This window comes from uncultured Sulfitobacter sp. (assembly GCF_964021855.1).
Classification (GTDB): domain Bacteria; phylum Pseudomonadota; class Alphaproteobacteria; order Rhodobacterales; family Rhodobacteraceae; genus Sulfitobacter.
This window is the reverse complement of sequence record NZ_CAXHZD010000002.1, coordinates 415,830-438,185: the sequence shown is the minus strand read 5'-3', so window position 1 is coordinate 438,185 and position 22,356 is coordinate 415,830. Positions and strand designations below refer to the sequence as shown.

General features: G+C 58.9%; 21 protein-coding genes and 1 tRNA gene. 9 read left to right on the top strand and 13 right to left on the bottom strand.

Going from position 1 to position 22,356, the window contains the following annotated elements:
• Positions 1 to 115: 115 nt before the first annotated feature.
• Genes AADJ11_RS08440 through AADJ11_RS08430 form a run of 3 tightly spaced genes read left to right on the top strand, consistent with a single transcriptional unit; the run spans position 116 to position 1,568 of the window.
• Positions 116 to 349: a hypothetical protein gene (locus tag AADJ11_RS08440; RefSeq protein WP_341234079.1), complete on the top strand. Its 234-nt coding sequence runs from the start codon at positions 116 to 118 to the stop codon at positions 347 to 349.
• Entirely contained in the window at positions 346 to 555 is a 210-nt protein-coding gene (locus AADJ11_RS08435) for a hypothetical protein (protein WP_341234078.1), read from the top strand. Before AADJ11_RS08440 ends, AADJ11_RS08435 begins: the two co-directional genes overlap by 4 nt.
• Positions 534 to 1,568 carry a tyrosine-type recombinase/integrase gene (locus AADJ11_RS08430; protein ID WP_341234077.1) on the top strand — a complete coding sequence of 345 codons (1,035 nt, stop codon included), beginning with the start codon at positions 534 to 536 and terminating at the stop codon, positions 1,566 to 1,568. Before AADJ11_RS08435 ends, AADJ11_RS08430 begins: the two co-directional genes overlap by 22 nt.
• A gap of 86 nt (positions 1,569 to 1,654) precedes the next feature.
• Here the strand turns inward: AADJ11_RS08430 and AADJ11_RS08425 are convergent.
• The 10 genes from AADJ11_RS08425 to AADJ11_RS08380 all read right to left on the bottom strand — a co-directional run bounded on the left by AADJ11_RS08425 (position 1,655) and on the right by AADJ11_RS08380 (position 14,307).
• Positions 1,655 to 1,728 (bottom strand) — tRNA-Cys (locus AADJ11_RS08425).
• Between the two features lie 151 nt (positions 1,729 to 1,879).
• A complete protein-coding gene (gene proB, locus AADJ11_RS08420; protein WP_341234076.1) occupies positions 1,880 to 3,040 on the bottom strand; it encodes a glutamate 5-kinase in 1,161 nt (386 codons plus the stop codon).
• Positions 3,041 to 3,206: 166 nt separating this feature from the next.
• The gene (locus tag AADJ11_RS08415) at positions 3,207 to 3,641 is read right to left on the bottom strand and encodes a thioesterase family protein (RefSeq protein WP_341234075.1); all 435 of its coding nucleotides are present in this window, start codon (positions 3,639 to 3,641) and stop codon (positions 3,207 to 3,209) included.
• Positions 3,641 to 4,801, bottom strand: coding sequence for an iron-containing alcohol dehydrogenase (locus AADJ11_RS08410; protein WP_341234074.1), 1,161 nt, complete (start codon positions 4,799 to 4,801; stop codon positions 3,641 to 3,643). Before AADJ11_RS08410 ends, AADJ11_RS08415 begins: the two co-directional genes overlap by 1 nt.
• A gap of 134 nt (positions 4,802 to 4,935) precedes the next feature.
• Complete coding sequence (locus AADJ11_RS08405; RefSeq protein ID WP_341234073.1) at positions 4,936 to 7,998, bottom strand: efflux RND transporter permease subunit; 3,063 nt, start codon at positions 7,996 to 7,998, stop codon at positions 4,936 to 4,938.
• Positions 7,995 to 9,161 carry an efflux RND transporter periplasmic adaptor subunit gene (locus AADJ11_RS08400; protein WP_341234072.1) on the bottom strand — a complete coding sequence of 389 codons (1,167 nt, stop codon included), beginning with the start codon at positions 9,159 to 9,161 and terminating at the stop codon, positions 7,995 to 7,997. The genes AADJ11_RS08405 and AADJ11_RS08400 overlap by 4 nt, the downstream gene beginning before the upstream one ends.
• 337 nt (positions 9,162 to 9,498) lie before the next feature.
• Positions 9,499 to 11,760, bottom strand: coding sequence for a phosphoenolpyruvate--protein phosphotransferase (gene ptsP, locus AADJ11_RS08395; RefSeq protein ID WP_341234071.1), 2,262 nt, complete (start codon positions 11,758 to 11,760; stop codon positions 9,499 to 9,501).
• A gap of 161 nt (positions 11,761 to 11,921) precedes the next feature.
• Positions 11,922 to 13,160, bottom strand: a complete 1,239-nt coding sequence (locus AADJ11_RS08390) for an aspartate kinase (RefSeq protein WP_341234070.1) — start codon at positions 13,158 to 13,160, stop codon at positions 11,922 to 11,924.
• Positions 13,161 to 13,307: 147 nt separating this feature from the next.
• The gene (locus AADJ11_RS08385) at positions 13,308 to 13,763 is read right to left on the bottom strand and encodes a DUF1178 family protein (RefSeq protein WP_341234069.1); all 456 of its coding nucleotides are present in this window, start codon (positions 13,761 to 13,763) and stop codon (positions 13,308 to 13,310) included.
• 73 nt (positions 13,764 to 13,836) lie between these two features.
• On the bottom strand, positions 13,837 to 14,307 hold the full coding sequence (locus AADJ11_RS08380) for an NUDIX hydrolase (protein WP_341234068.1): 471 nt from the start codon (positions 14,305 to 14,307) through the stop codon (positions 13,837 to 13,839).
• Between the two features lie 108 nt (positions 14,308 to 14,415).
• On the opposite strand from AADJ11_RS08380, the gene modA reads away from it, so the two are divergent.
• From modA to modC, 3 genes are read left to right on the top strand one after another with little or no spacing between them, the layout of a single operon-like run.
• Positions 14,416 to 15,147, top strand: a complete 732-nt coding sequence (gene modA, locus AADJ11_RS08375; RefSeq protein WP_341234067.1) for a molybdate ABC transporter substrate-binding protein — start codon at positions 14,416 to 14,418, stop codon at positions 15,145 to 15,147.
• Positions 15,144 to 15,833 (top strand): molybdate ABC transporter permease subunit, encoded by a 690-nt coding sequence (gene modB, locus AADJ11_RS08370; protein ID WP_341234066.1) that lies wholly within the window; start codon positions 15,144 to 15,146, stop codon positions 15,831 to 15,833. Before modA ends, modB begins: the two co-directional genes overlap by 4 nt.
• Positions 15,830 to 16,918, top strand: a complete 1,089-nt coding sequence (modC, locus tag AADJ11_RS08365; RefSeq protein ID WP_341234065.1) for a molybdenum ABC transporter ATP-binding protein — start codon at positions 15,830 to 15,832, stop codon at positions 16,916 to 16,918. Before modB ends, modC begins: the two co-directional genes overlap by 4 nt.
• A 12-nt stretch (positions 16,919 to 16,930) precedes the next feature.
• Here modC and AADJ11_RS08360 read toward each other — a convergent pair whose 3' ends face one another.
• Entirely contained in the window at positions 16,931 to 17,710 is a 780-nt protein-coding gene (locus AADJ11_RS08360; protein ID WP_341234064.1) for an EcsC family protein, read from the bottom strand.
• Between the two features lie 50 nt (positions 17,711 to 17,760).
• Complete coding sequence (locus tag AADJ11_RS08355) at positions 17,761 to 18,240, bottom strand: N-acetyltransferase (RefSeq protein WP_341234063.1); 480 nt, start codon at positions 18,238 to 18,240, stop codon at positions 17,761 to 17,763.
• Between the two features lie 93 nt (positions 18,241 to 18,333).
• Here AADJ11_RS08355 and AADJ11_RS08350 point away from each other — a divergent pair, with 93 nt between their 5' ends.
• Positions 18,334 to 18,939: a flavin reductase family protein gene (locus tag AADJ11_RS08350; RefSeq protein ID WP_341234480.1), complete on the top strand. Its 606-nt coding sequence runs from the start codon at positions 18,334 to 18,336 to the stop codon at positions 18,937 to 18,939.
• A 62-nt stretch (positions 18,940 to 19,001) separates the two neighbouring features.
• Here AADJ11_RS08350 and AADJ11_RS08345 read toward each other — a convergent pair whose 3' ends face one another.
• On the bottom strand, positions 19,002 to 20,663 hold the full coding sequence (locus tag AADJ11_RS08345; protein ID WP_341234062.1) for a SulP family inorganic anion transporter: 1,662 nt from the start codon (positions 20,661 to 20,663) through the stop codon (positions 19,002 to 19,004).
• Positions 20,664 to 20,846: 183 nt separating this feature from the next.
• Between AADJ11_RS08345 and AADJ11_RS08340 the strand changes: the two genes are divergently transcribed.
• Together AADJ11_RS08340 and AADJ11_RS08335 are read left to right on the top strand one after the other, a co-directional pair.
• Positions 20,847 to 21,719 (top strand): S-methyl-5'-thioadenosine phosphorylase, encoded by an 873-nt coding sequence (locus tag AADJ11_RS08340; RefSeq protein ID WP_341234061.1) that lies wholly within the window; start codon positions 20,847 to 20,849, stop codon positions 21,717 to 21,719.
• A gap of 106 nt (positions 21,720 to 21,825) precedes the next feature.
• Complete coding sequence (locus tag AADJ11_RS08335) at positions 21,826 to 22,356, top strand: adenine phosphoribosyltransferase (protein ID WP_341234060.1); 531 nt, start codon at positions 21,826 to 21,828, stop codon at positions 22,354 to 22,356.

The window sequence follows — 22,356 nt, the reverse complement described above, 5'->3', positions numbered from 1 at the left end:
GACAAGGTGCACCTTGGGTAACTAAAAGTGTATAAAGCTGCACTTATGGTGAGTTGTGAGCATTTCTGTTCACTCTTGCAGTGTTTTCAACTGAAATCCAACGGAAAGGTGAGCCGTGACCAAACCTCTCGAAACACCAAAGGAGCTGGCTGAGCGTGTAGGTCTGCCCGTGACGAACATCCGATATCTGATCCGCGAGGATATGCTGGATCATATCTACACCGCGCCGGGGCAGCGTAACCCCAAGATTCCGAGCGGCGCGTGGGAAAAGTATGTCTCTCAATTCACGGTAAAAGCGCAAAAGGGTGCGCGGCGCAAAGTGGGAGAAGAAATGGGGTCGGAAAAATGACGCGCCACACCCCCATCATGGCCAGCGAGACGACCGCAGCCCGCTTGCTCGACCTGCGTACGAACGAGTTCAAGGCTTTGGTCGATGAAGGTCACCTCCCGCCCGGGCATGAAATTGCACCGGGCGTTGTTCGTTGGGATACTGAAACGCTCAAGCGAATTTCAGGTGGAGATGTGACAGGGCTATGGGATCAAATTCAGTGGTAGGCCGGCGCAAGAAATACCTTTGGCAGCATCCGTCTGGCCGTTGGTATGTGCGCAAGAGCGTCAACGGCAAGATGTTCTATCTCGGGCGGATCACGGCAGAAGAAGGTACGGCAGAGTTTGATCAGCAGTACTGGGAGATCGTCAGCGGGAAGAAAGCGGGTTCAAAGACGTCATGGGGGGCTTTGATTGACGCTCTGCGTGAGACCGACAAATGGAGGGATTTTTCGCCCCGCTATCGGCGCGACCTTGAGCAAGTTTTTGAGTATCTGACCGAAAAGATAGGGCGCGCTGACGTGGCACGCCTGACCCAAGCCGACATTTATGACGCCATGGAAAAGAACCGGCATCGGGTCAGGTTCGCCAACTACATCCCGACCGCGATCAGCATGTTATCCAAAATGGCGATGCGCAAGCGCTGGCGCAAAGATAACCCCGCGATTGATATCGAGCCTTTGAGGGTTCCGAAGGACCGCAAGAAACCGCATTTGCCGTGGACAGATTGGGCGGTCGAAAAGATGCGGGAAGAGGGTGCGCCATTGCCTCGCCTGATTTTTGAGATTGGCGTGGGGAGTGTGCAGCGTCCTGGTGACTGGGTTGACTTCCAATGGGGCGACTATGACGGCGATACCCTCAAGTTGCGGCAGAACAAGACAGATACTTTTCTTTCACTGCCCTGCACGATTGCGCTCAAGGCCGCACTGGACAGCGCAAAGGCCGATCTGGGATTCGCGCCGCACCCATCGCGCCACATCCTGACGCGCGCTGATGGCTCGAAGATGGACTACCATGCAATGGCCCGTGTCATGGTGCGCGAACGTAAGCGGTTAGGCCTGATGGCCTATGACCAACACGCCTTGCGGTATCGCGGCGTGATGGAATTGGCGTGGGCGGGCTGCACGGACGATGAAATCGCCAGCTACAGCGGCCACACATCCAAAGAGATGATCATCAAATATGCGGGTGAGGCCCGTCAGATCATGCGCGCGCGGCAGGCAGCAGCAAAGCGCAAATGACCCCGAACAGAACAAGCACAGAACGAGAAACTGATACCCGAGGTGATACCCAATGAGCAAAGAAATTCATAACCCATTGATTTTATTGGAGGCGAGTACCGGAATCGAACCGGTGTACACGGATTTGCAATCCGCTGCGTAACCACTCCGCCAACTCGCCTCGACCGCGTTGCCGCGGTGTTGCCATCAAGGTGGTCAGTTCCTGATGCGTGTCGGCTTATCCCGACTTTTGCGGGGTTTGTCTAGCCCAGTTTGCGACAAACGCGCCGTGATCTTAATGGTGCAGACGGGCCAAGGCCCGGAGGGTGAGTTTAGACCGATATCACCGGCTGCGCGTCGTCTATGGGCGCGTTTAGTTGCAGGTGGTGATCTTCGAGGATCAGGATGTTTTCTGACCCGATAATATCGCTTTTTGTCTTATAGCCGATCACGTCTTCGACCAGCATGTCAGGGTTGCGTGCCATCAGGATCGTTTCCTCGGACGAGAAATTCGTCAGGCCGCGGGCGAATTCGTTGCCCTCTTCATCATAGACGTGCAGCACATCACCCTTAGAAAACTCGCCCTGAATGGACACAAGATCATTGCGCGCCAGACCGCGCTCTTTGGACGAAATCGCGGCAACAGCGGCGTTGGATACGACAAGCGTGCCCGCCACTTGCAAACGGTTGCTGAGCCAGATCATCAGCGGCGATCCGGTTTTGTCACGTGCCAAGCAGCGCGTGTGACGGCGTTCGCGGCGCAACACGGAGGATACCGGTGCCTCGATCAAGCCTTCGGCAATGATCGTTTCAACCCCGGCATTTTGCGCCATGTTCGCGGCGAGCATCTTGGTCATCATGCCGCCACTGCCCAGCTCGCTCACGCTTTTGGTGGATTCCAGATGTTCGCTGACGTCCTCGATCTCTTCGATAAACTGCGCGCCCGGCTCAGAAGGGTCGCGGTCATACAGGCCTTCGACGCTGGTCAGGATGATCAGTTGGTCGGCTTCGATCATCTGTGCCACTTTCGCGGACAAACGGTCGTTATCACCAACCTTCAGGTCAGTCGTCGCAATTGAATCGTTCTCGTTAATGATCGGTAGGATGTTGTTTTCAAACAGCCGCAGCATGGTGTTTTTGATGTTCAAAAACCGGCGGCGTTCTTCCATGTCTTCGACGGTGACCAGCATCTGCGCCACGCCCATGTCATATTCCGAGGCAACCTGACGATAGGCATTCATCAGCAACGGCTGACCACAAGCAGCGGCGGCCTGTTTATCCAGAATGCCCGCGTCTTCGGGGCGTTTCCCGATCATGTTCAGACCCAACGCGACAGAGCCCGAGGACGTGAGAATGATATCGTAGCCTTGGGTCTGCAATTCGGCGAGGTCCGCCAACAAGCCGTTGATAAAGGCAAAACGCAAAGTAAGCTTCTCTTCGTTTGCCAGCAGGCTGGATCCGATTTTGACGACGATACGTTTCTTCTTGGCCACGGGGAATACGCTCCGGTTGTTCAATAATTAACACAACATGCGGGCGCAGCATGAATTGCTGCACAGCAGAAAATTGGTGTGATTCGCGGGTTTATAACATGTGGACAAGCACAAGATGCAACCGGCTAACCCAAACACCGGCAGACAGCGGCCAGCAGGTGCCGGCCTATTGCAAGCTTTCTAGGGCCGCACGAGTGGCGTCTGGCAATTGCGCTGGCCGGTGGTTCGTGCGGTCGACATAGACATGCACAAAGAACCCTTCGGCCGACGCCGTATCGTCGTCGTTGCGGAACAATCCCAGCTCCATCCGGACGGAACTGCGGCCCAGTTTGGCAACGCGCAACCCTGCGGTCACGCGATCCGGGAACTGCATTTCGCCAAAATAACGACATCCCGTTTCCACGACCAATCCGAACACAGGGCTGGTCAGCGGGTCCAGCAAGCCGCGTTCAATCAGCCAGCCGTTCACAGCCGTATCAAACAGCGCATAATGGACGACGTTATTCATGTGCCCATAGGCGTCATTGTCGTTCCAGCGGGTTTGCAGCGGGTAGAAGTCGTTGAAATCAGCGCGGGTTGGGGCGACGGGGCGGTCTGACATTACCACGCCGCCGTATAGATCGTATGCGCATCTGCTTGGGTCACGTCACGCGGGTTGTTTACCAGCAAACGGCCTTGCAGCATGGCATCAGCTGCCATTTTGTCGATAGCGTCTTTGGGTATGTCCACATCGCGCAGGCGGGTCTGCAACCCGACACGCGCCGACAGGTCCGCCAGCGCGTCAATAAAGGCCGCCGTGCGGGCCTGCGTACCTTCGACCGACGCCAGCTCAGGGAAAGCATCGGCGGCGATCTCGGCATATAGCGTGCCAGCATCCGGCGCGTTAAAGCGCAGCACATGAGGCAGAACCAGCGCATTCGACAGCCCGTGCGGGATATGGAACGTCCCACCGATAGGATAGGCCAGCGCATGGACAGCGGCGACCGGCGAATTGGCAAAAGCCTGCCCCGCCAGCATCGACCCCAGCAGCATCGCGCCGCGCGCCTCAAGGTTCGACCCATCCGCCACGACCGCCTCGATATTGGCCCCGAGCAGCCGCAATGCCTCGCGGGCGAGCAGCTTGGAGACAGGATTGTTATTCGCGTTTTTCGAGGCATAGGCCTCGATCGCGTGGACCATCGCATCGATGCCTGTGGCGGCGGTAATATGTGCAGGCAGGCCCAAAGTCAGTTCACCGTCCAGAATGGCCATATCGGGCAGGATCACGGGCGAGGACACGCCGCGCTTTTCCTCGGCCCCGACGGTGATGATCGACACTGGCGTTACCTCGGACCCTGTGCCAGCGGTCGTGGGGATCAAGACCAGCGGCAGCCGTGGCCCCTTGGCCTGTGCCACGCCCCACGCGCTGTCTAAGTCTTCGTTTGATCCCAACAGCAGCGCCACCAGCTTGGCCACGTCTTGCGACGACCCGCCGCCAAAGCCGGTCACCCCGGTGGTGCCTGCCGCCCTGCCCGCCTCGACCGCTTGCATCAATGTTTCGCGGGATGGGTCGGCCTCAACCGCATCGAATATCGTGACCGTGTGTCCAGCCGTTTCCAGTGCTGCAATCGCCGGATCGCACAGGCCCAAGGCCCGCAGGCCAGGGTCGGTGATCAGCAGGCAGTTCTGCCCCAGCAGCCCGCCCGCAAGTTCGGCAAGGCGCAGGGCGGCACCGTTTTCAAAGACGACTGATTTGGTGGTGTTGAAGACAAATGGGGTCACGTGAAACGGCCTTTTTCAAAATCTGGGTATCCTTGCACGTCCGTACAAAGACACCCGTCATTAAAGGCAATATTACCCGCCGCGCCTAGCGCTTTGTTTTAAAATTTCTTTTACGCTGCAAAATGGTGCGCGCTTTAAGGGTCAGACGCAGCGTCACGCGGACGGTTTGCGCCCAGCACAGCAACCAAGCCCCAGCGAATCCGTTCCTTAAGCCCGTCGATCACGCTGAACAGTGACGGAACGAACAGCAGCGACAGCATCGTCGACAGCAACAGCCCGCCAATCACCGCCACCGCCATAGGCGCGCGGAATTCGCCGCCCGCCCCGATGGCAAGGGCCGACGGCACCATGCCCGCCGTCATCGCCACGGTCGTCATGATGATAGGCCGCGCGCGTTTATGCCCGGCTTCCAGCATCGCTTCAGATCGCGTGGCCCCGTCCTTCATCGCCTCGATCGCGAATTCGACCAACATGATTGCGTTCTTGGTCACGATCCCCATCAACATCAGGAAACCAATCACCACGGATAAGCCAATTGCCGACCCGTTCAGATACAGCGCAAAGATCGCCCCACCAATCGCCAAGGGCAGCGACAGCAGGATCGTCACCGGGGTGACAAAGCTGGCAAACAACAGCACCAGAACGACGTAAACCAGCAAGATACCAGCGCCCATGGCCAGACCGAACTGAGTGAAAACCTCGCCCATCACCTCGGCGTCCCCCGCGCTTTGGATTGCGGTTCCTTCGGGCATATCCATCGCAATCGGCAATGCCATCACGGATTGCGTCGCCGGGCCCAGCAATGCACTGGGAGCCAGGTCCGCCTCTACACTGGTGCGGTACTGGCGGTCATAGCGTTCGATGGTACTGGGACCGGACGACAGCTTCATATCCGCCAGAACGCTAATGGGCACAGGGCTGCCTGTCGTGGACGCCACGCGCAGCCCTGCCATGCGGCTTAGGTCATTGCGCACGTCTTCTTTCAGGCGCACCAAAATCGGGATTTGCCTGTCGCCGGCGTTAAACTTGGCGACATTGCTATCGGTTTCGCCCAAGGTTGCGATCCGGATCGTGCTGGCCAAATCGGATGATGTCACACCCATTTCCGCCGCCAGTTGCGGGCGCGGCGTGATCTGGATTTCAGGGCGCACCAAGGATGCGGTTGTGGCGGCGTTCAAAACATCCGGCAGGCCGTTCATCTGATTGGCCAGCTCAATCGCTGCGGCGGACGCAGCCGCCTCGGTATCGCCAAGCACGTTTAACTGGATGTCCCGCTGACCGTTCTCGGCCAACACGTTGATCTTGACGTCGGGCATGTCCTGCAAGAGCGCCTTCATCTCGTCCTCAATGGCAAAGGATGACCGCTCGCGCGTGTCTTTTTGCCCATAGTTTACGACGACATTCGCCTTGGTGTCCGAAGATGTCCCGCCTTCGACAAACACATTGGTGATCTCGTCGATCTGGCCAAGGATCATCGACACCTCGCGCCCTGTTGCGCGGGTTTGGTCAAGCGTCGAACCGGGTGGCAACTCCAGCGACACCGTCGACCGCCCTTGGTCCGAGGCCGGCACGAATTCGGTGGGCAAAAGTGTGGCCGAAAAAATCGACGCAGCAAAGATACCCAACCCCAACAACAAGGTCACCGTACGGTTGCGCAGGGTCCACCCCAGCAACGCCATATATTGGCGCATCAGAAAGCCGTCTTTTTCCTCCTCCGGGGCGATCCCGTCGCGCAGGAAATAGGCGGCCATCATCGGCGTAATCAAACGCGCGACCAGCAGCGAAAACAGCACCGCCACGGCAACCGTCAGGCCAAACTGCTTGAAATACTGCCCCGCGATACCGGACATAAAGCTGACCGGCGCAAACACTGCAACGATGGTGAAACTGATCGCGATCACGGTCAGACCGATCTCTGACGCGGCTTCCTCGGACGCCTCGTAGGCGGGCTTGCCCATCTGGATATGGCGCACGATATTTTCGATCTCGACGATCGCGTCATCGACCAAAATGCCCGTCACCAAAGTGATGCCCAGCAAGCTTACCGTGTTCAGCGAAAACCCAAGATATTGCATGACCATGAAGGTCGGAATGATCGACAGCGGCAAGGCGACCGCCGTGATGATCGTGGCCCGCCAATTGCGCAGGAACAAGAACACCACGATGATCGCCAAAGCGGCCCCTTCGTACAGGGTATCCATCGCGGAATGGTAATTGCCTTCGGTATAGGTGGTAGCGTCGTCAATCAGCGAAAAACTGGCGTTCGGGTATTCTTCGCCCAATTCGGCCAATCGTTCCTTGGCATTATCCCCCGCCGTCAGATCACTGGCACCCGTGGACCTAAAAATACCAAAAGCGACCACAGGCTGCCCGTCCAGCATGGCAAAGCTGGTTGTTTCGGTGGACCCGTCGAACACTGTGCCCAGATCATCCAAACGCACGGTACGGCCCGGCGACGTGGTGATCGGTGTCGCGGCCAATTGCGCCACGGTATCGGCACTGCCTAGGGCGCGTATGGAATATTCCTGCCCGCCCAGATCACCCGACCCACCGCCCAAATCGATGTTGTTCTGGCGCAGCTGATTGTTCACATTTGTCGCGGTCAATCCCAAGGAAAGCAAACGATCCGGATCCAATTCAACCTCAATCGCGCGGTCGCCCCCACCGATGCGGGTCACCTTGCCGACCCCCTTTTCGACCTGCAGCTCGCGGGCGACGATCTCGTCCACGAAATAGGACAGCTCTTGAATGGATTGCGTCGGGTCCGACACCGCGTAGGTCAGGATCGCCTGCCCGGTCACATCAAGTCGCTTGACCAATGGTTCCGTCGCATTTTCGGGCAAATCGCCCTGCACGCCCGCAACGGCGTCTTTTACGTCGGTCAGGGCGGTGGCGCTGTCGGTCTCAAGCTCGAATTCGATGGTCAGGGTTGCGGTGCCGTCCGCCGCAACGGCTGTCACATGTTTGACCCCCGTGACATCGGAAACGGCGCTTTCAACGGGTTTGACAATCTGGGTCGCGATTTCGGTCGGTGCCGCCCCCGATTGCCCAATCGTGACCGTCACAATGGGGATGTCGACGTTGGGAAATTGCGTCACCGGCAGCCGTAAGAACCCTACGATACCAACCACGCAAAGCACCAAGAACAGCGCCATGGACGGCACGGGGGACCGGATGGCCCATGTCGACATATTCATTCTACATCAACCTTCTGCGGGACCGGGTTCACCTTATCCCCGTCCGAGAAAAACGCACTGGCGCGGGCGACGACAGCGGCCCCATCGTCCAGACCGGATATAACCTCGCGGATATCATTCCAGATGAACCCCGCAGTGACATCGCGTCTGATCAAGGTGTTGTCCCGCACCTCAAGCAGATAATCGCCCTTGGCGTCGGTCAGGATTGCGGTTGTCGGTACAGTCAGCCCCTCGTGCCGGTCTGTGATGATCCAGCCCCCCGCGAAAAGCCCGGTGCGCAACATGTTGCTCCCCTCAAGGGACACACGCACGTCGCCCAGCCGGTTGGTGGCATCCACCGTCGGGGCGACCAGCCGCACGGTGCCCTCAACAGTGCCTGCGCCTGGGATCTCAAGCTGCGCGGGGTCGCCCACGGATATCTGCGCCAATTCGGTTTCGATCACGTCGGCCTGCACTTCGATCACGCCGTCTTGGATCATGCGGAACAACGGCTCCGCGCTGTTGCTGGCAATCGCGCCGACCTGCGCGTTGCGGGCCGAAATAATGCCTGCGGTGGGGGCCTTGATCGTGGCGTGATCCAAATCCAGCTGTGCAATGTCCAACTGCGCCTGCGCCTGCAAGACCTGCGCCCTGGCGACCTCAAGCCCGTCTTCAGCCGATGCCACGGCGGCATCAGCTGTCTGACTATTCGCAACAGCTTGATCAAGCGCCGCCTGAGTTACGTTGCCCGACCGGTCAAGCTGCTGATTACGTTCAAGAACACTACGCGCCTGCGCGGCGGAGGCTTTGGCCGACGTTATCTGGCTTTGTGCTTGGCGAACACCCGCTTCGGCGCGGGCAAATTCGGCTTTGGCCTGCGATAGTTGCGCGTTCAGCGTGTCGACGTTCAACTGGGCCAATGTATCGCCCTTCGCGACTTCTGCGCCCACGTCCACCATCAACGCCTCAATTGGGAAGCCCGTGACCAGCGGATAGACCAACACCTCGCGGTAGGGTTCCAACGTGCCAGAAATCGACACGCGGTTCACCACCTCTGCCTGCGTTGCCGTTGCGACCGTCACGCTTGGGACGCGTTGCAAGTCAGCCTCTTGCGCCCACAAGGCTTGCGCCGAGACCGCAACCATCAAAGCCGCTCCTAAGCGCCGTGCCAAAAACATCTTCATCGCAAGCTCCGTCTTGTCAGTTCTGTGATATCTGAGCGGTTTGGACCGAATTACAATGGCCTCGCGTCGCGAATTAGGTGCGTTGATGCCCAGCCCCCCTGCATTTTTGCACCATGCGGTGCCGCGACATCGCCCGGAAAGCCGCCATGCGCGTCAATCTCCCCCACGCAGTGATCGGCACCCGTACGACCGTCAGCAGACCCTTTTCAACCCGCATCCGTCAAGTGCGCGCAGTTAGTCAGCACCTGCTTGATAGAAAGCACAGCAAATCCAATACCCTCGCAAGAAAAGCTCAAGCGATGGATGAGAATTAACGAACTTGGTTAACGGGCAAACCTTATGGCAGCTTACGCGGCTCGGGCGTTTGATGGCGCAAATAATCCATGACCGCAGCCCGCACCGATTGGTCGCCGCGGTCGCGCGCCTCATAGATCACCTTGCGCACCTCATCCAGATTGGACCGGCGCAACAGGTTTTTTACGGGGCCAATAGACGCCGGGCGCATCGACAGGTTGGTAATCCCAATCGCTGCAAAGCACAGCGCCTCAACCGGACGACCCGCATCTTCGCCACAGAATGAAAGCGGCGTACCGGTTTCACGGCACCGTTCAACGATACCTTCAAGAAACGTCAGAAAACTAACGTTCAACGTGTCATAACGCCGGCGCACCAATTCGTTTTCGCGGTCAGCGGCAAAGAAGAACTGTTTCAAGTCATTACCACCAATGGATAAAAACTCAACTTCCTCGAAAAACTTCTTTGGCGCAAAGGCCAGTGATGGCGTCTCGAGCATCGCGCCAACCTCAAGATGCGAGGGCAATTTGTGCCCCAGCCGCGCCTCGCGGGCCAACGTTTTGTCCATCTCGGCACGCGCGGCACGGTATTCCTCGAACTGCGCCACAAAGGGGAACATCACCGTCAACGGTCGTCCATTTGCCGCGCGGATCAACGCCTGCAACTGCATGCGCATGATACCCGGTTTATCCAAGCCCACACGAATGGCGCGCCACCCCAAAGCGGGGTTAGGCTCGTCATTAGCTTTCATATAGGGCAACACCTTGTCCGACCCGATATCGAGGGTCCGAAACACGACGCGTTTCCCATTTGCCGCATCCAAGACACGCGCGTAAAGCGCGGATAGCTCGGACCTTTTGGGCATTTTACTGCGGATAAGAAATTGCAGCTCCGTCCGGAACAGGCCAACGCCCTCGGCACCCGACCCCTCAAGCGATGGCAGGTCGGCCATCAGACCCGCATTCATCTGAAGACCCACGACCGTCCCGCACCGCGTCTCTGCCCGTTTATCACGGATCGAGGCATAGCGTTCCTGCGCCGCAGCCTGCATCGCAATCTTGTCGCGAAACGCAGACGCCACGGTTTCGTCAGGCCGCAAATGCACGATACCCTGTTCGCCATCGACCATGATCCGGTCGCCATTCAGCGCGTCGTTAGTGATATGTGACGCATGCACAATCAACGGAATGGCCAAGGCCCGCGCCACAATTGCCGCGTGGCTGCCAACCGATCCGCCTTCCAACACGATCCCGCGCAACGACCGCCCGTATTCAAGCAGCTCAGCAGGGCCAATATTGCGCGCGACCAATATCGGGTCAGCCGGCATTTCCGCCCCTGTATCGGACCCTTGCCCGGTCAGAATACGCAGCAATCTGTTGCTCAGGTCGTCCAGATCCGACAGCCGTTCCCGCAGATAGGCATCGCTGGCCTGCCCGATGCGCGACCGGGCCAAGGATTGTTCTTTTTCAACAGCGGCTTCGGCTGACAGGCCACGGTCGATGTCTTCTTCCATCCGGCGCATCCAGCCTTTGGAATTGGCGAACATCCGGTACGCTTCCAGCACTTGGCGCTGGTCCTTGTCGCCCCCGGCCATCGACAACATCTGATCGACACTGACGCGCAGCTCATCCACCGCTTCGTTCAGGCGTTCCTTTTCGCGAACCGGGTCGTCTGCCACAGGGTTCGACACCACAACACGTGGTTCGTGCAGCCAGACATGGCCATCTGCAACGCCCTCTTGGCCGACTGTCCCGCGCACCAGAACCGGCTGGCTGTGACGGGCCGACATTGCGGCCCCTTCGCCCACGAAGGCGCCCAACTCGGTCATTTCAGCCAACACCATGGCAACGACCTCAAGCGCATAGACTTCGTCGGCGGAAAACTCCCTTGCGGCTTTGGACTGCACGACCAAAACGCCCAGCATTTCGCCAAGACGCTGCACGGGGATACCCAGAAAGCTCGAATAAATCTCTTCGCCTGTTTCCGGCATGAACCGGAAACCGGGGGCCTGCGGCGCGTTAGGTGTGTTCACGATCTGTTTGCGCTTTGCGACGCGTCCGACCAGACCCTCGCCCAGCTTCATTCGCGTTTCGTGTACCGCGTCGGCTTTCAGACCTTCTGTGGCGCACAGCTCAAGCGTATCTTCGTCTCGGAAAAGGTATATCGAACACACTTCGCACCCCATGGATGTCGCAATCAGATGTGTGATCTTGTCCAGCCGCGCCTGGCCTGCGTCATCGCTGGCCATCGCATCGCGCAATCGCCCCAGCAGCTTGCGACTTTCTGTTTCAAACCCATCGGCCATCGTAAGTTTCTCCTCCGCAAGGCCAGCTTAGACCACAGGCCATGGCGAAATGAAACGCCTGTTGTCATAAACGCTTGTCTTCCAGCGTTGACGTCACGAAAAGGCCTGGCAACCACAAAAGCTGCCAGTCCCCTGCCCCCGTTCCCAAGGATGCACAGATTTTAGGCAGCTTTATCCAGCTCGAACGCATCATGCAGCGCCTGAACAGCCAGCTCCATGTACTTGCGGTCGATCAGCACGGAAATCTTGATCTCGGAGGTGGTGATAACCTTGATGTTGATGCCCTCGTTGGACAGCACCTGAAACATCTTGGCCGCAACGCCTGTATGGCTGCGCATGCCGATGCCAACCACCGAAACCTTGGCCACATCCGTATCAGCAATCAGTTCATGGAAGTTGATGTCGCCAGTTTCTTTGGCCGCATCCATGGCTTTTTCCGCGCGCTTGATCTGATCAACAGGGCAAGACCAGGTCATATCGGTGCGACCTTCCTCGGCGATGTTCTGAACGATCATATCGACGTTCACGCCGCCCTCGCTAAGCGCGGTAAAGATGGCCGCCGCGATGCCCGGACGGTCCGCCACAGACACCAGGGTCATCTTGGCTTCGTCACGTGAAAACGCGATCCCTGAAACGACATTGCTTTCCATGATTTCCTCCTCATCGCAGACCAGCGTTCCAGCTTCGTCTGACTGTTCCTCAAAACTGCTCAGCACGCGCAGCTTGACCTTATACCGCATTGCCAGCTCGACCGACCGGGTTTGCAAAACCTTTGCCCCCAGCGATGCCAACTCCAACATCTCTTCGAATGCGATCTTGTCCAGTTTGCGCGCCTTGGCACTGACACGCGGGTCAGTGGTATAAACACCATCCACATCCGTATAAATATCGCAACGTTCCGCGTCGAACGCGGCGGCAAAGGCGACAGCAGTCGTGTCAGACCCACCGCGCCCCAGCGTGGTAATCCGACCCTCGGGGCTAACCCCTTGGAAGCCTGCAACCACCGCGACCTTCATACCTTCGCCGAACTTTGCCATGATATTCGCGGGCGGAATATCTTCGATCCGGGCCGACGAATGCGCCGAGGTCGTCTTGACCGGTACCTGCCAGCCTTGCCAACTGCGCGCAGGAATTTCCATCTCTTGCAACGTCAACGCCATCAGACCGGCGGTTACATTCTCACCGCTCGACACGACCGCATCATATTCACGTGCGTCATATAACGGGGATGTCTCGTTCACCCAGCCGACCAACTCGTTCGTCTTACCCGACATGGCCGATACGATCACAATCACATCATAGCCCTTGGACACCTCAACGCCGACGCGCTTGGCGGCGCGGCGGATTCGGTCCAATGTGGCCACGGATGTGCCACCAAATTTCATCACCAGAACAGGCATAGGTCCCCCGTTGCAAAACTCCGGCGCGGTTTACGCGCAAGCGTCAGCCTTAGCAAGCCCGCGCGCACCGATCCCAAGCACACCGCTGCTTCTCTGGCTTACAAATATCCTGGGGTCCGGGGCAAAGCCCCGGCGTGTGGCATAAATCTACTGTGTTGACCGCTTGGGGCGAAACGGCAGCGGCATCAATTGCACGCCTTCCTCAACCAGCTCTTTGGCCTGATCCAACCGCGCCTCACCATAGATTGACCGCTCCGGTGCGTCGCCCGCATGCATGGCGCGTGCCTCCTTAACGAAATCAGCACCGACGTAATCCGATGTCGCTTCAACCTTCTCGCGCAAGGCTTTAATGGCCGCCTCAACCTCGCCTTTTGGCTCAGAAAGAACCGGGGTCGTCGCGGCATCCTTCACCACCGGATCGGCCTCTATCTGCGATTTTCCGGTCGACACCCGCGGTGCCATCATCCCCTTGGTGACCTGCGACGACCCGCAGACGGCGCAGCTGATATGCCCGGCCTGGGCCAGCGCATCAAAAGCCGCAGCTGATTTGAACCAGCTGTCAAAGCGGTGGTCTTGGTCACATTTCAAGGTAAATTGGATCATCTTCCTGCAGTTTGCCCTTTTTCGTCATTATAAACAACGCATAACATAAAAGATGGTGCGCGCACTGGCAGGTTCAAGCGTCAGGCAGGCCCGGACGCGGGTCGAAGTCGCGGATCATGCGGCGCAATTCCGGCTCTCGGACCATTTTCATTGCTTTCTTGCGCGACATCCACGCGCGACGCCGCTGACCCGCTTCGGGATATTGTTTCGCCTTCACCTTTACCTCGACCGGGTACAGCATCGCGATGACCGGCAACAACGTATCATCGCCCATTTCCTTGGCATAGGAATAGACGCCCAGACAGCCCCCCGTAACACGCCCGCGAACGCCCGCCTCTTCCCAAGCCTCTTGCAAGGCTGCGGCCTCGGGTGTTTTGGCATGCATCGGCCAGCCTTTGGGCACGATCCAGCGTTTGGATTTGCGCGATGTGATCAATAAGAACTGCAGTTTGCCCTGCCGGATCCGATAGCACAGTGCGGCAAATTGCGAACGGGCTTCGCCTTTGCGGGCACCTTGCAGCGAAATTGGCAGTTGTTTGATCATCTTGGTCTCGAAATAAGGCGCTGTGTTTCCTCTGTTATCTACTGTCTTGTGCCGACTATGGCCAGTGATCCCCTTGCGTGTGTTATAGGCTTGGCGGATAGTGCGGGAATGATCAAGAAACTGCTTATCATTCTGGCGTTTTTGGTGCCGCTTACGGCACAGGCGCAGCCCGCAGAGGTCACGGTATTTGCCGCCGCAAGCCTGCGCGGCGCATTAGATCAGGTCGCCAATGACTTTGGTGCGCCGGTTGCGTTATCTTTCGGCGGCTCCGGCACGATGGCCCGCCAAGTGGCAGCCGGTGCCCCGGCCGATGTGGTCATTCTGGCCAATCCTATCTGGATGGGCTGGCTGGTTGAAAACGGCCCGACCTCCCAAGGTGCCCCGATCGATTTGCTCGGCAATAGCTTGGTCTTAATCGCCCCTAAATCCACCACAACGGTCCCCGATCCCACGAATATCGCGGGTTTTCTGGGTGGCGGCCGTCTGGCAATGGGACAACGCGATGCCGTGCCCGCCGGAATTTACGCGGCTGAATGGCTACGGGCCACCGGCCAGTGGAACGGCCTGCGGGATCACTTGGCGGAAACCGACAATGTCCGCAGTGCCTTGGCCCTTGTTGCGCGCGGTGATGCGCCCTTGGGTGTCGTCTACCGCACCGATGCGCTGGCCGAACCCGATGTGCGTATCGCCTATGAAATACCCGCCGACCTGCACAGCCCCATCACCTATCCTGCAGCGGCATTGACCAAGGCAGGAGCCGCCTTTCTGGCCCACCTGGAAACGCCTGCAAGCCGCGCTGTTTTTGCCGGCTATGGATTTACGCCGGTGCCTGCCCCATGACGCCCGACGCCGCCGCATGGGACGCGTTACGCCTGTCGCTTCGGGTGGCCATATGGGCGACCGTTTTGGCCATTCCGCTGGCACTGTGGGTCGCGTGGCTGCTGGCGCGGCGCGATTTTTGGGGGAAATCGCTGCTGAATGCAGCCGTGCATTTGCCGCTTGTCCTGCCCCCTGTGGTCACCGGCTATCTACTGCTCATGGCCTTTGGGCGCAGCGCACCGCTTGGCCGCGCCCTCGAAGCCATCGGCCTGCAATTGGCCTTTCACTGGTCCGGCGCCGTGCTGGCAGCCATGATCATGGGCTTTCCCCTGATGGTGCGCGCCATGCGCCTTGCCATCGAAGCGGTTGATCCCAAGCTTGAGGAAGCCGCCGCGTCCCTCGGCGCATCGCGGCAATCGGTCTTTGGCCGCGTAACCCTGCCCCTGATCTTGCCGGGTATACTGGCCGGAACGGTAATGGGTTTTGCCAAGGCTATGGGTGAATTTGGCGCGACAATCACCTTTGTCGCCAACATCCCCGGCCAGACCCAGACCCTGCCCAGTGCCATCTGGTCTGCGTTGCAAATCCCGGGTGGTGAAGGGCAGGCGGTGGTCATGGTGCTGATGGCAAGTGCTGTGGCCGTATCGGCTGTTCTATTGTCGGAAATGCTGGCCCGCCGCGTCGCTGCAAGGATCGCGGGCACATGACCCTGTCGCTGTCCCTTTCGCACCGCTTTGCGGAATTCACCCTTGATATCTCGCTCGAGGCGGGGCCCGGCATTACCGCTTTGTTCGGGCGGTCGGGTGCGGGCAAAACCACGGTCATCAACGCCGTCGGCGGTTTGCTACGCCCCGACAGCGGTACCATTGCCGTCGATGGCGAAGTCCTTTTGGACACGTCCCGTGGCATTTTCGTCCCCCCCCACAAGCGCCGCCTTGGCACGGTGTTCCAAGACGCCCGCCTGTTTCCGCATCTATCCGTCGCGCAAAACCTGATGTTCGGCGCGCGTTATGCACCCAAGGGCAGCGTTGGGCCCGAGCTATCCGACGTGGTGTCCCTGTTGGGCCTTGAGGGGCTGCAAACCCGTGCGCCGGCAACCCTGTCGGGCGGCCAGAAACAGCGCGTCGCCTTGGGCCGCGCGTTGCTGAGCCATCCGCGTATGTTGTTGATGGATGAACCCCTTGCCAGCCTTGACGGCCCCCGCAAGCAAGAGATTTTACCTTTTCTCGAACGTCTGCGCGACGGGCCGCTTGGCCTGCCCATCCTTTATGTCAGCCACGCGGTGGACGAGGTTGCCCGCCTCGCCGACCGGCTGGTGCTGATCCAGAACGGTCAGGTCCAAGCCCAAGGCCCGCTGTTCGAGGTGATGTCCAACCCCGCAGCTGTCCCCCTACTGGGTGTCCGCGAGGCTGGCGCGGTGATCGAGGCCGATGTCATTGCCCACGGGACTGACGGCATTTCCACCTTGCGGATCAGCGCCGGTGAGATCGAATTGCCCGGGGTTCAGGCCCCCATCGGCGCGCGGGTGCGGTTGCGGGTTTTGGCGCAGGATGTGATCCTCTCGCTCACCCGCCCTGAAGGGTTAAGTTCCGTGAATGTCTTGCCGGTTCAGGTCGAGGATATTCACCCCGGTGATGGCCCCGGTGCCGCCATTGCCTTGCGTGCCGGGACAGATCGGCTATTGGCCCGCGTCACAGCACGTGCCGTTTCCGAATTGGGCCTTTCAAAGGGAACGCAATGCTTTGCTATCCTCAAGGCCACAACCGTCGCACCGGGCAGCATCGGGCGTTAGGATTTAGCGCGTTTAGACTTTAGGGCGTTGCGGCAGCTGTTTACGCCCGACCTTGTCGCGGAAACGGTCAATCAGATCTTCGTGCGGGATATCCGCGTCAATCGCGAGCTTGCGCAGGCCGAAATGCACATGTGCCATGTCTTCGTAATAGCTGGTATAAGCATAATTCGTCGCAGCACCGGCGACGGCCCCCAACACAGGCACCGCTTGCGCGGCCAGTTTTTGCCCCAGTACCACAGCCAGTTTTGGCGCGACCTTGGCAATCACCGCCTGCATCGCCCGACCGCTCAGCGCGATGCGTGCCGACAGAAAGCCCAGATCGGCACCATCATCGTCGGACAATGGCCCGGCAGCGGCAAAGACCTGCACGCAATCAAACTGCACATTCTCGGCCAGCGGATCAAAGCCGTGTTCCACTGCGACCCCTTGGATCACCCGCAACAGCAATGTCGTGGTCACCGGCAGTTCGGCCAGCGCCGTGGGCAAACCACCTGCGCCGCCAGCCGCCCCCATCGCGGCACTCACCGCTTGGTTCAGCCAGCTTTTCTGATCCGGCACCATCGACCGCGTCGATGTTGCGGCCTTCATCGCCTGACCCAGTGCTTTGATCGTCGCGGTTTCCAGATTGCGGCGCACGGCACCGGGCAGCTTGTCGATCAACCCTTCGGCACTGCCGCCGATCAGGTTCAGCACATTAATGCCCACCCCGCCCGCGCCTTTATAGCGCGCAGCAAGCTGGTCAAGCCGCGCCTCGACATCCACGGTCTTGGGCAGGTCGCTTTCGATTTGCATAGGGTCTCTCCGGCTGTTCGCTATAGATGTGGTGCGACCTGCGTGCCGTTTCAATGTGTCCAGGCGGTGACATCACCGGCGATGCTGTCCCAAGCGCCGTCGACCAATGCACGGCCCAAGACGCGGGCGGGGTTGGTCGGCGGGGGCATGACGACATGGTCCAGCAGCGAAAATCCGAACCGTTTGTAATAGGGTGCATCGCCCACCAGCATCACCCGCGACCAGCCCAATGGCACGGCTTGGCTCAGGCTGCCTTCGATCAGCATACCGCCCAATCCTTCGCCCTGACGTATGGGGTGGACGGCCACGGGGCCCAGCAACAAGGCGTCAGCCGCCCCGATGCGCACAGGCCAATACCGGATCGCCCCCGCTAGAATGCCATCCGCATCGCGTGCGACATGGCTGAGCCCCACAACAGGCGGCACGCCATCGCGCAGGCGGTAAGACGACAACGCCTCGCGACCGGGGGCAAAGCATGTGTCATAAAGTGCTTCGACTTCCCAATGGTCAGCCGCCGATTCTGGTTTCATCTGGTACACGTATCGCGGCCCTGTCGGCGGATTTGAGGTAGCAAAGCCTCTAACATGACGCTAGCCATGGGTGCAAACCTTGAGGAGAGTTTGATGTTCTATCGCCCGAAAGATGGCCATTCCCTGCCACACAATCCGTTTAATGCCATTGTCACTCCGCGCCCCATTGGCTGGATATCAACCCGTGATGCGCAAGGGCGTGATAATTTGGCCCCCTATTCGTTTTTCAATGGAGTCGCCTATGTGCCGCCGCAGGTGATGTTTGCCTCTACCGGGACCAAAGCCGATGTGGACGGGACCAAGGACAGCATGGCCAATATCCGCGACACCGGCGTGTTTTGCGTGAATGTTGTAGAATATGCGATGCGCGACGCGATGAACGCGTCTTCGGCGACGCTGCCACATGGGACGGATGAATTTGGCCACGCTGACATTGAAAAGGCGGAATGCGATGAAATCGCCTGCGCCCGCGTGGCAAACGCGCCCGCCAGTCTTGAATGCCGCATGACGCAAATGGTCAAGATCGAGGGCGAAAGCAATTTCGTGGTGTTTGGCGAGGTCGTGGGCGTGCACATGCGCGACGATTGCATCAAAGATGGCCGTTTCGACGTGACCACCTATCAACCGCTGTCACGGTTGGGCTATCGCGACTACGCGCGAGTCACAGATGTGTTTGAAATAATCCGCCCGGACGATTAACGCGCGGGCGGAATTTTTAAAATTCCGGTTCGTTTTCTTTGAAAGAAAACGGTGACGCCGGATCAGTGACCGCCCAGAATACCGGTGCGCACCTGATAGTTGACGGCGACCTGATAATCGGGATCGTCGTCGCTATCGATCGTAAGGTGACCCGCTTTCTTAAGCAGACGGTGACAATCGCGGCTGAGGTGGCGCAGTTGCACCCGCTTGCCTGCCGCCTCGTATTTCCCGGCAATGGTCTCAATCGCTTGAAGCGCCGATTGATCCACGACCCGGCTATCGGCAAAATCCACGATCACCTCAGACGGATCCTCGCGGACGTTAAACAGTTCTGCGAACCCTTCGGACGACCCAAAGAACAGCGGCCCTTGCACCTGATAGACCTTGGCCCCTTCAGGCGTGGTATAGGTTTTGGCATGGATGCGCCGCGCGTTGTTCCACGCATAGGCCAATGCCGACACGATCACCCCGACGACCACAGCCACCGCAAGGTCTTCGTAGACGGTCACAACCGTCACCAGCAGAATAACAAAGGCATCCATCAGCGGTACTTTGCGCAGGATGGTAAGTGAGTTCCACGCGAAGGTCCCGATCACCACCATGAACATCACGCCCACCAATGCGGCCAGCGGGATCAGCTCGATAATGGAAGACCCTACAAGGATGAACAGCAGCAAGAATACCGCAGCTGCGATACCAGCCACGCGGGTCCGGCCGCCTGATTTCACGTTGATCATCGACTGACCGATCATTGCACAGCCGCCCATACCGCCAAAGAAGCCGGTAACCGTATTTGCAACGCCTTGGGCGATACATTCTTGGCTGGCACCACCACGGGTGTTGGTCATGTCGCTGACAAGGTTCAGGGTCAGCAGCGATTCAATCAGGCCAATGGCGGCCAAGATTACTGCGTAGGGTAGGATGATATAGAACGTCTCAAGATTGAACGGGGCCAGCGCTGTGCCATAGAGGCCAAGACCTTCGCCAAAGGGCATGTGGAAAGTTGGGAAGCCACCCTCGATCGAGGCAAGGTCACCGACGCGCGGCACGTCCATACCAAAGGCAATAACCACAGCCGCCACAATACCAATGCCTGCCAGCGGTGCCGGAACCAGCTTGGTGATGCGCGGCATGACCCAGATGATCGCCATGGTCGCGGCCACCAGCGCCAGCATCAGCATCAAGGGCTGGCCTGACAGCCATTCACCGCCGCCCATGCCGTGGCCTGTATCAACCATTGTGCCGGGCACCTTGAACTGGCCCAATTGCGCCAGGAAAATAACGATCGCAAGGCCGTTCACAAAGCCCAACATAACCGGATGCGGCACCAATCGGATGAACTTACCCCATTGCATCACGCCGGCGAAAATCTGGATGAGGCCCATCAACACCACGGTGGCAAACAGGTATTCGACACCATGCTGAGCGACCAGCGCCACCATGACAACCGCCAAGGCCCCCGTGGCCCCCGAAATCATCCCCGGACGGCCCCCGATCAACGCTGTGATCAACCCCACCAAAAATGCAGCATACAAACCGACCAGCGGGTGAACCCCCGCAACAAAGGCAAACGCCACCGCTTCGGGCACCAAGGCCAAGGCAACAGTCAGCCCCGACAGCAGCTCAATCCGCAGACGCGACGGCGACAGCCCCTCGCCGGGCATCCAGCGCAAGTCGGTCACATTAAGGTTCTTGGCGAAACTGCGGAACGTGGAACGCGCCATGGGGGCATCCTTCATATTTGGGAGTCGGGGTAAGGGATAGGGTATTATTTCGCGCTCACTAGACCAAAGCACAGCAGAAGAAAAGGCAGGGCGGGTGCGCAAGCCCGGCGCGGCGCAGGTTTCGGGGTTTTCATCACGGTGATCCTTGATACTCTGCCCGTAAATCAATCCAAGGGCTTCCCCATGACAAAGACAAAAATCGCTGTGATCGGCGGATCGGGCATCTATGATATTGACGGGCTTGAGAGCGCTGAATGGCTGACCGTTGAAAGCCCGTGGGGCGCGCCATCTGATGCGATCCTGACCGGGACCTTGGATGGGGTGGAAATGGCGTTCCTGCCGCGTCACGGACGCGGACATGTGCATGCGCCATCAACCGTCCCCTACCGCGCCAATATCGACGCGCTGAAACGGTTGGGTTGCACGGATGTGATCAGCGTATCGGCCTGCGGGTCCTTTCGCGACGAAATGGCCCCGGGGGATTTCGTGATCGTGGACCAATTCATCGACAGGACCATTGCACGGGAAAAATCATTCTTTGGCACCGGCTGTGTCGCCCATGTGAGCGTTGCACACCCCACCTGCCCGCGTCTAAGCGATGCCTGCGAAACCGCCGCGCGGGACGCTGGTATCAATGTGCACCGGGGCGGCACCTATCTGGCAATGGAAGGCCCGCAGTTTTCGACGCTGGCCGAATCCAAGATGTACCGCGAAAGCTGGGGCGCAGATGTGATCGGGATGACCAATATGCCCGAAGCGAAATTGGCCCGCGAGGCCGAGCTTTGCTATGCGTCCGTCGCGATGATCACAGACTATGACAGCTGGCACCCGGATCACGGCGAAGTGGACGTCACCAAAATCATTCAGACCCTGATGGGCAATGCCGACAAGGGCCGCCAAATGGTCGCGCGTTTGCCAGCGCTGCTGGGAGCCGAGCGGGATGCCTGCCCCCATGGTTGTGACCGCGCGCTGGAATACGCGATCCTGACGCAGCCCGAAATGCGTGACCCCACGTTGATGGCGAAACTGGATGCGGTTGCAGGCAGGGTGATTTAAGCATTAAACCGATCAAGGCCCGGCTGCCCGGGTTATGAGTATTTTTAAAAGGGTGAAGACGAAGGGGATACCCTTTGCGCCGCCCTTAGGGTTTTGGGAGAACCAGATGAAACAGGTTCAGGACTATATTCGCACCATCGTTGATTTCCCCCATGAGGGGATCATGTTTCGCGACGTGACCACGCTTTTCGCTGATCCGCGCGGGTTTCGCATGGCGATTGACCAGATGCTGCATCCCTATGCCGGGATTGCGATTGATAAGGTGGTGGGCCTTGAGGCGCGCGGGTTTATCCTGGGCGGGGCAATTGCGCACCAATTGTCGGTCGGGTTTGTGCCGATCCGCAAAAAAGGCAAACTGCCCGGCAAGACCATCGCGCAGGATTATGTCCTGGAATATGGCGAGGCGACGGTTGAAATCCATGACGATGCGATCCAGCCCGGTGAGCGGGTTCTGGTGGTGGATGATTTGCTGGCCACCGGTGGCACTGCCGAAGCGGGGATCAAGTTGATCGAAAAGCTGGGCGGCAAAATCGTGTCCTGCGCGTTTATCATTGATCTGCCGGAACTGGGCGGGCGCAAGCGTTTGGAAGCCATGGGTATGGATGTTCACGCGCTTTGTGCGTTTGACGGTATGTAG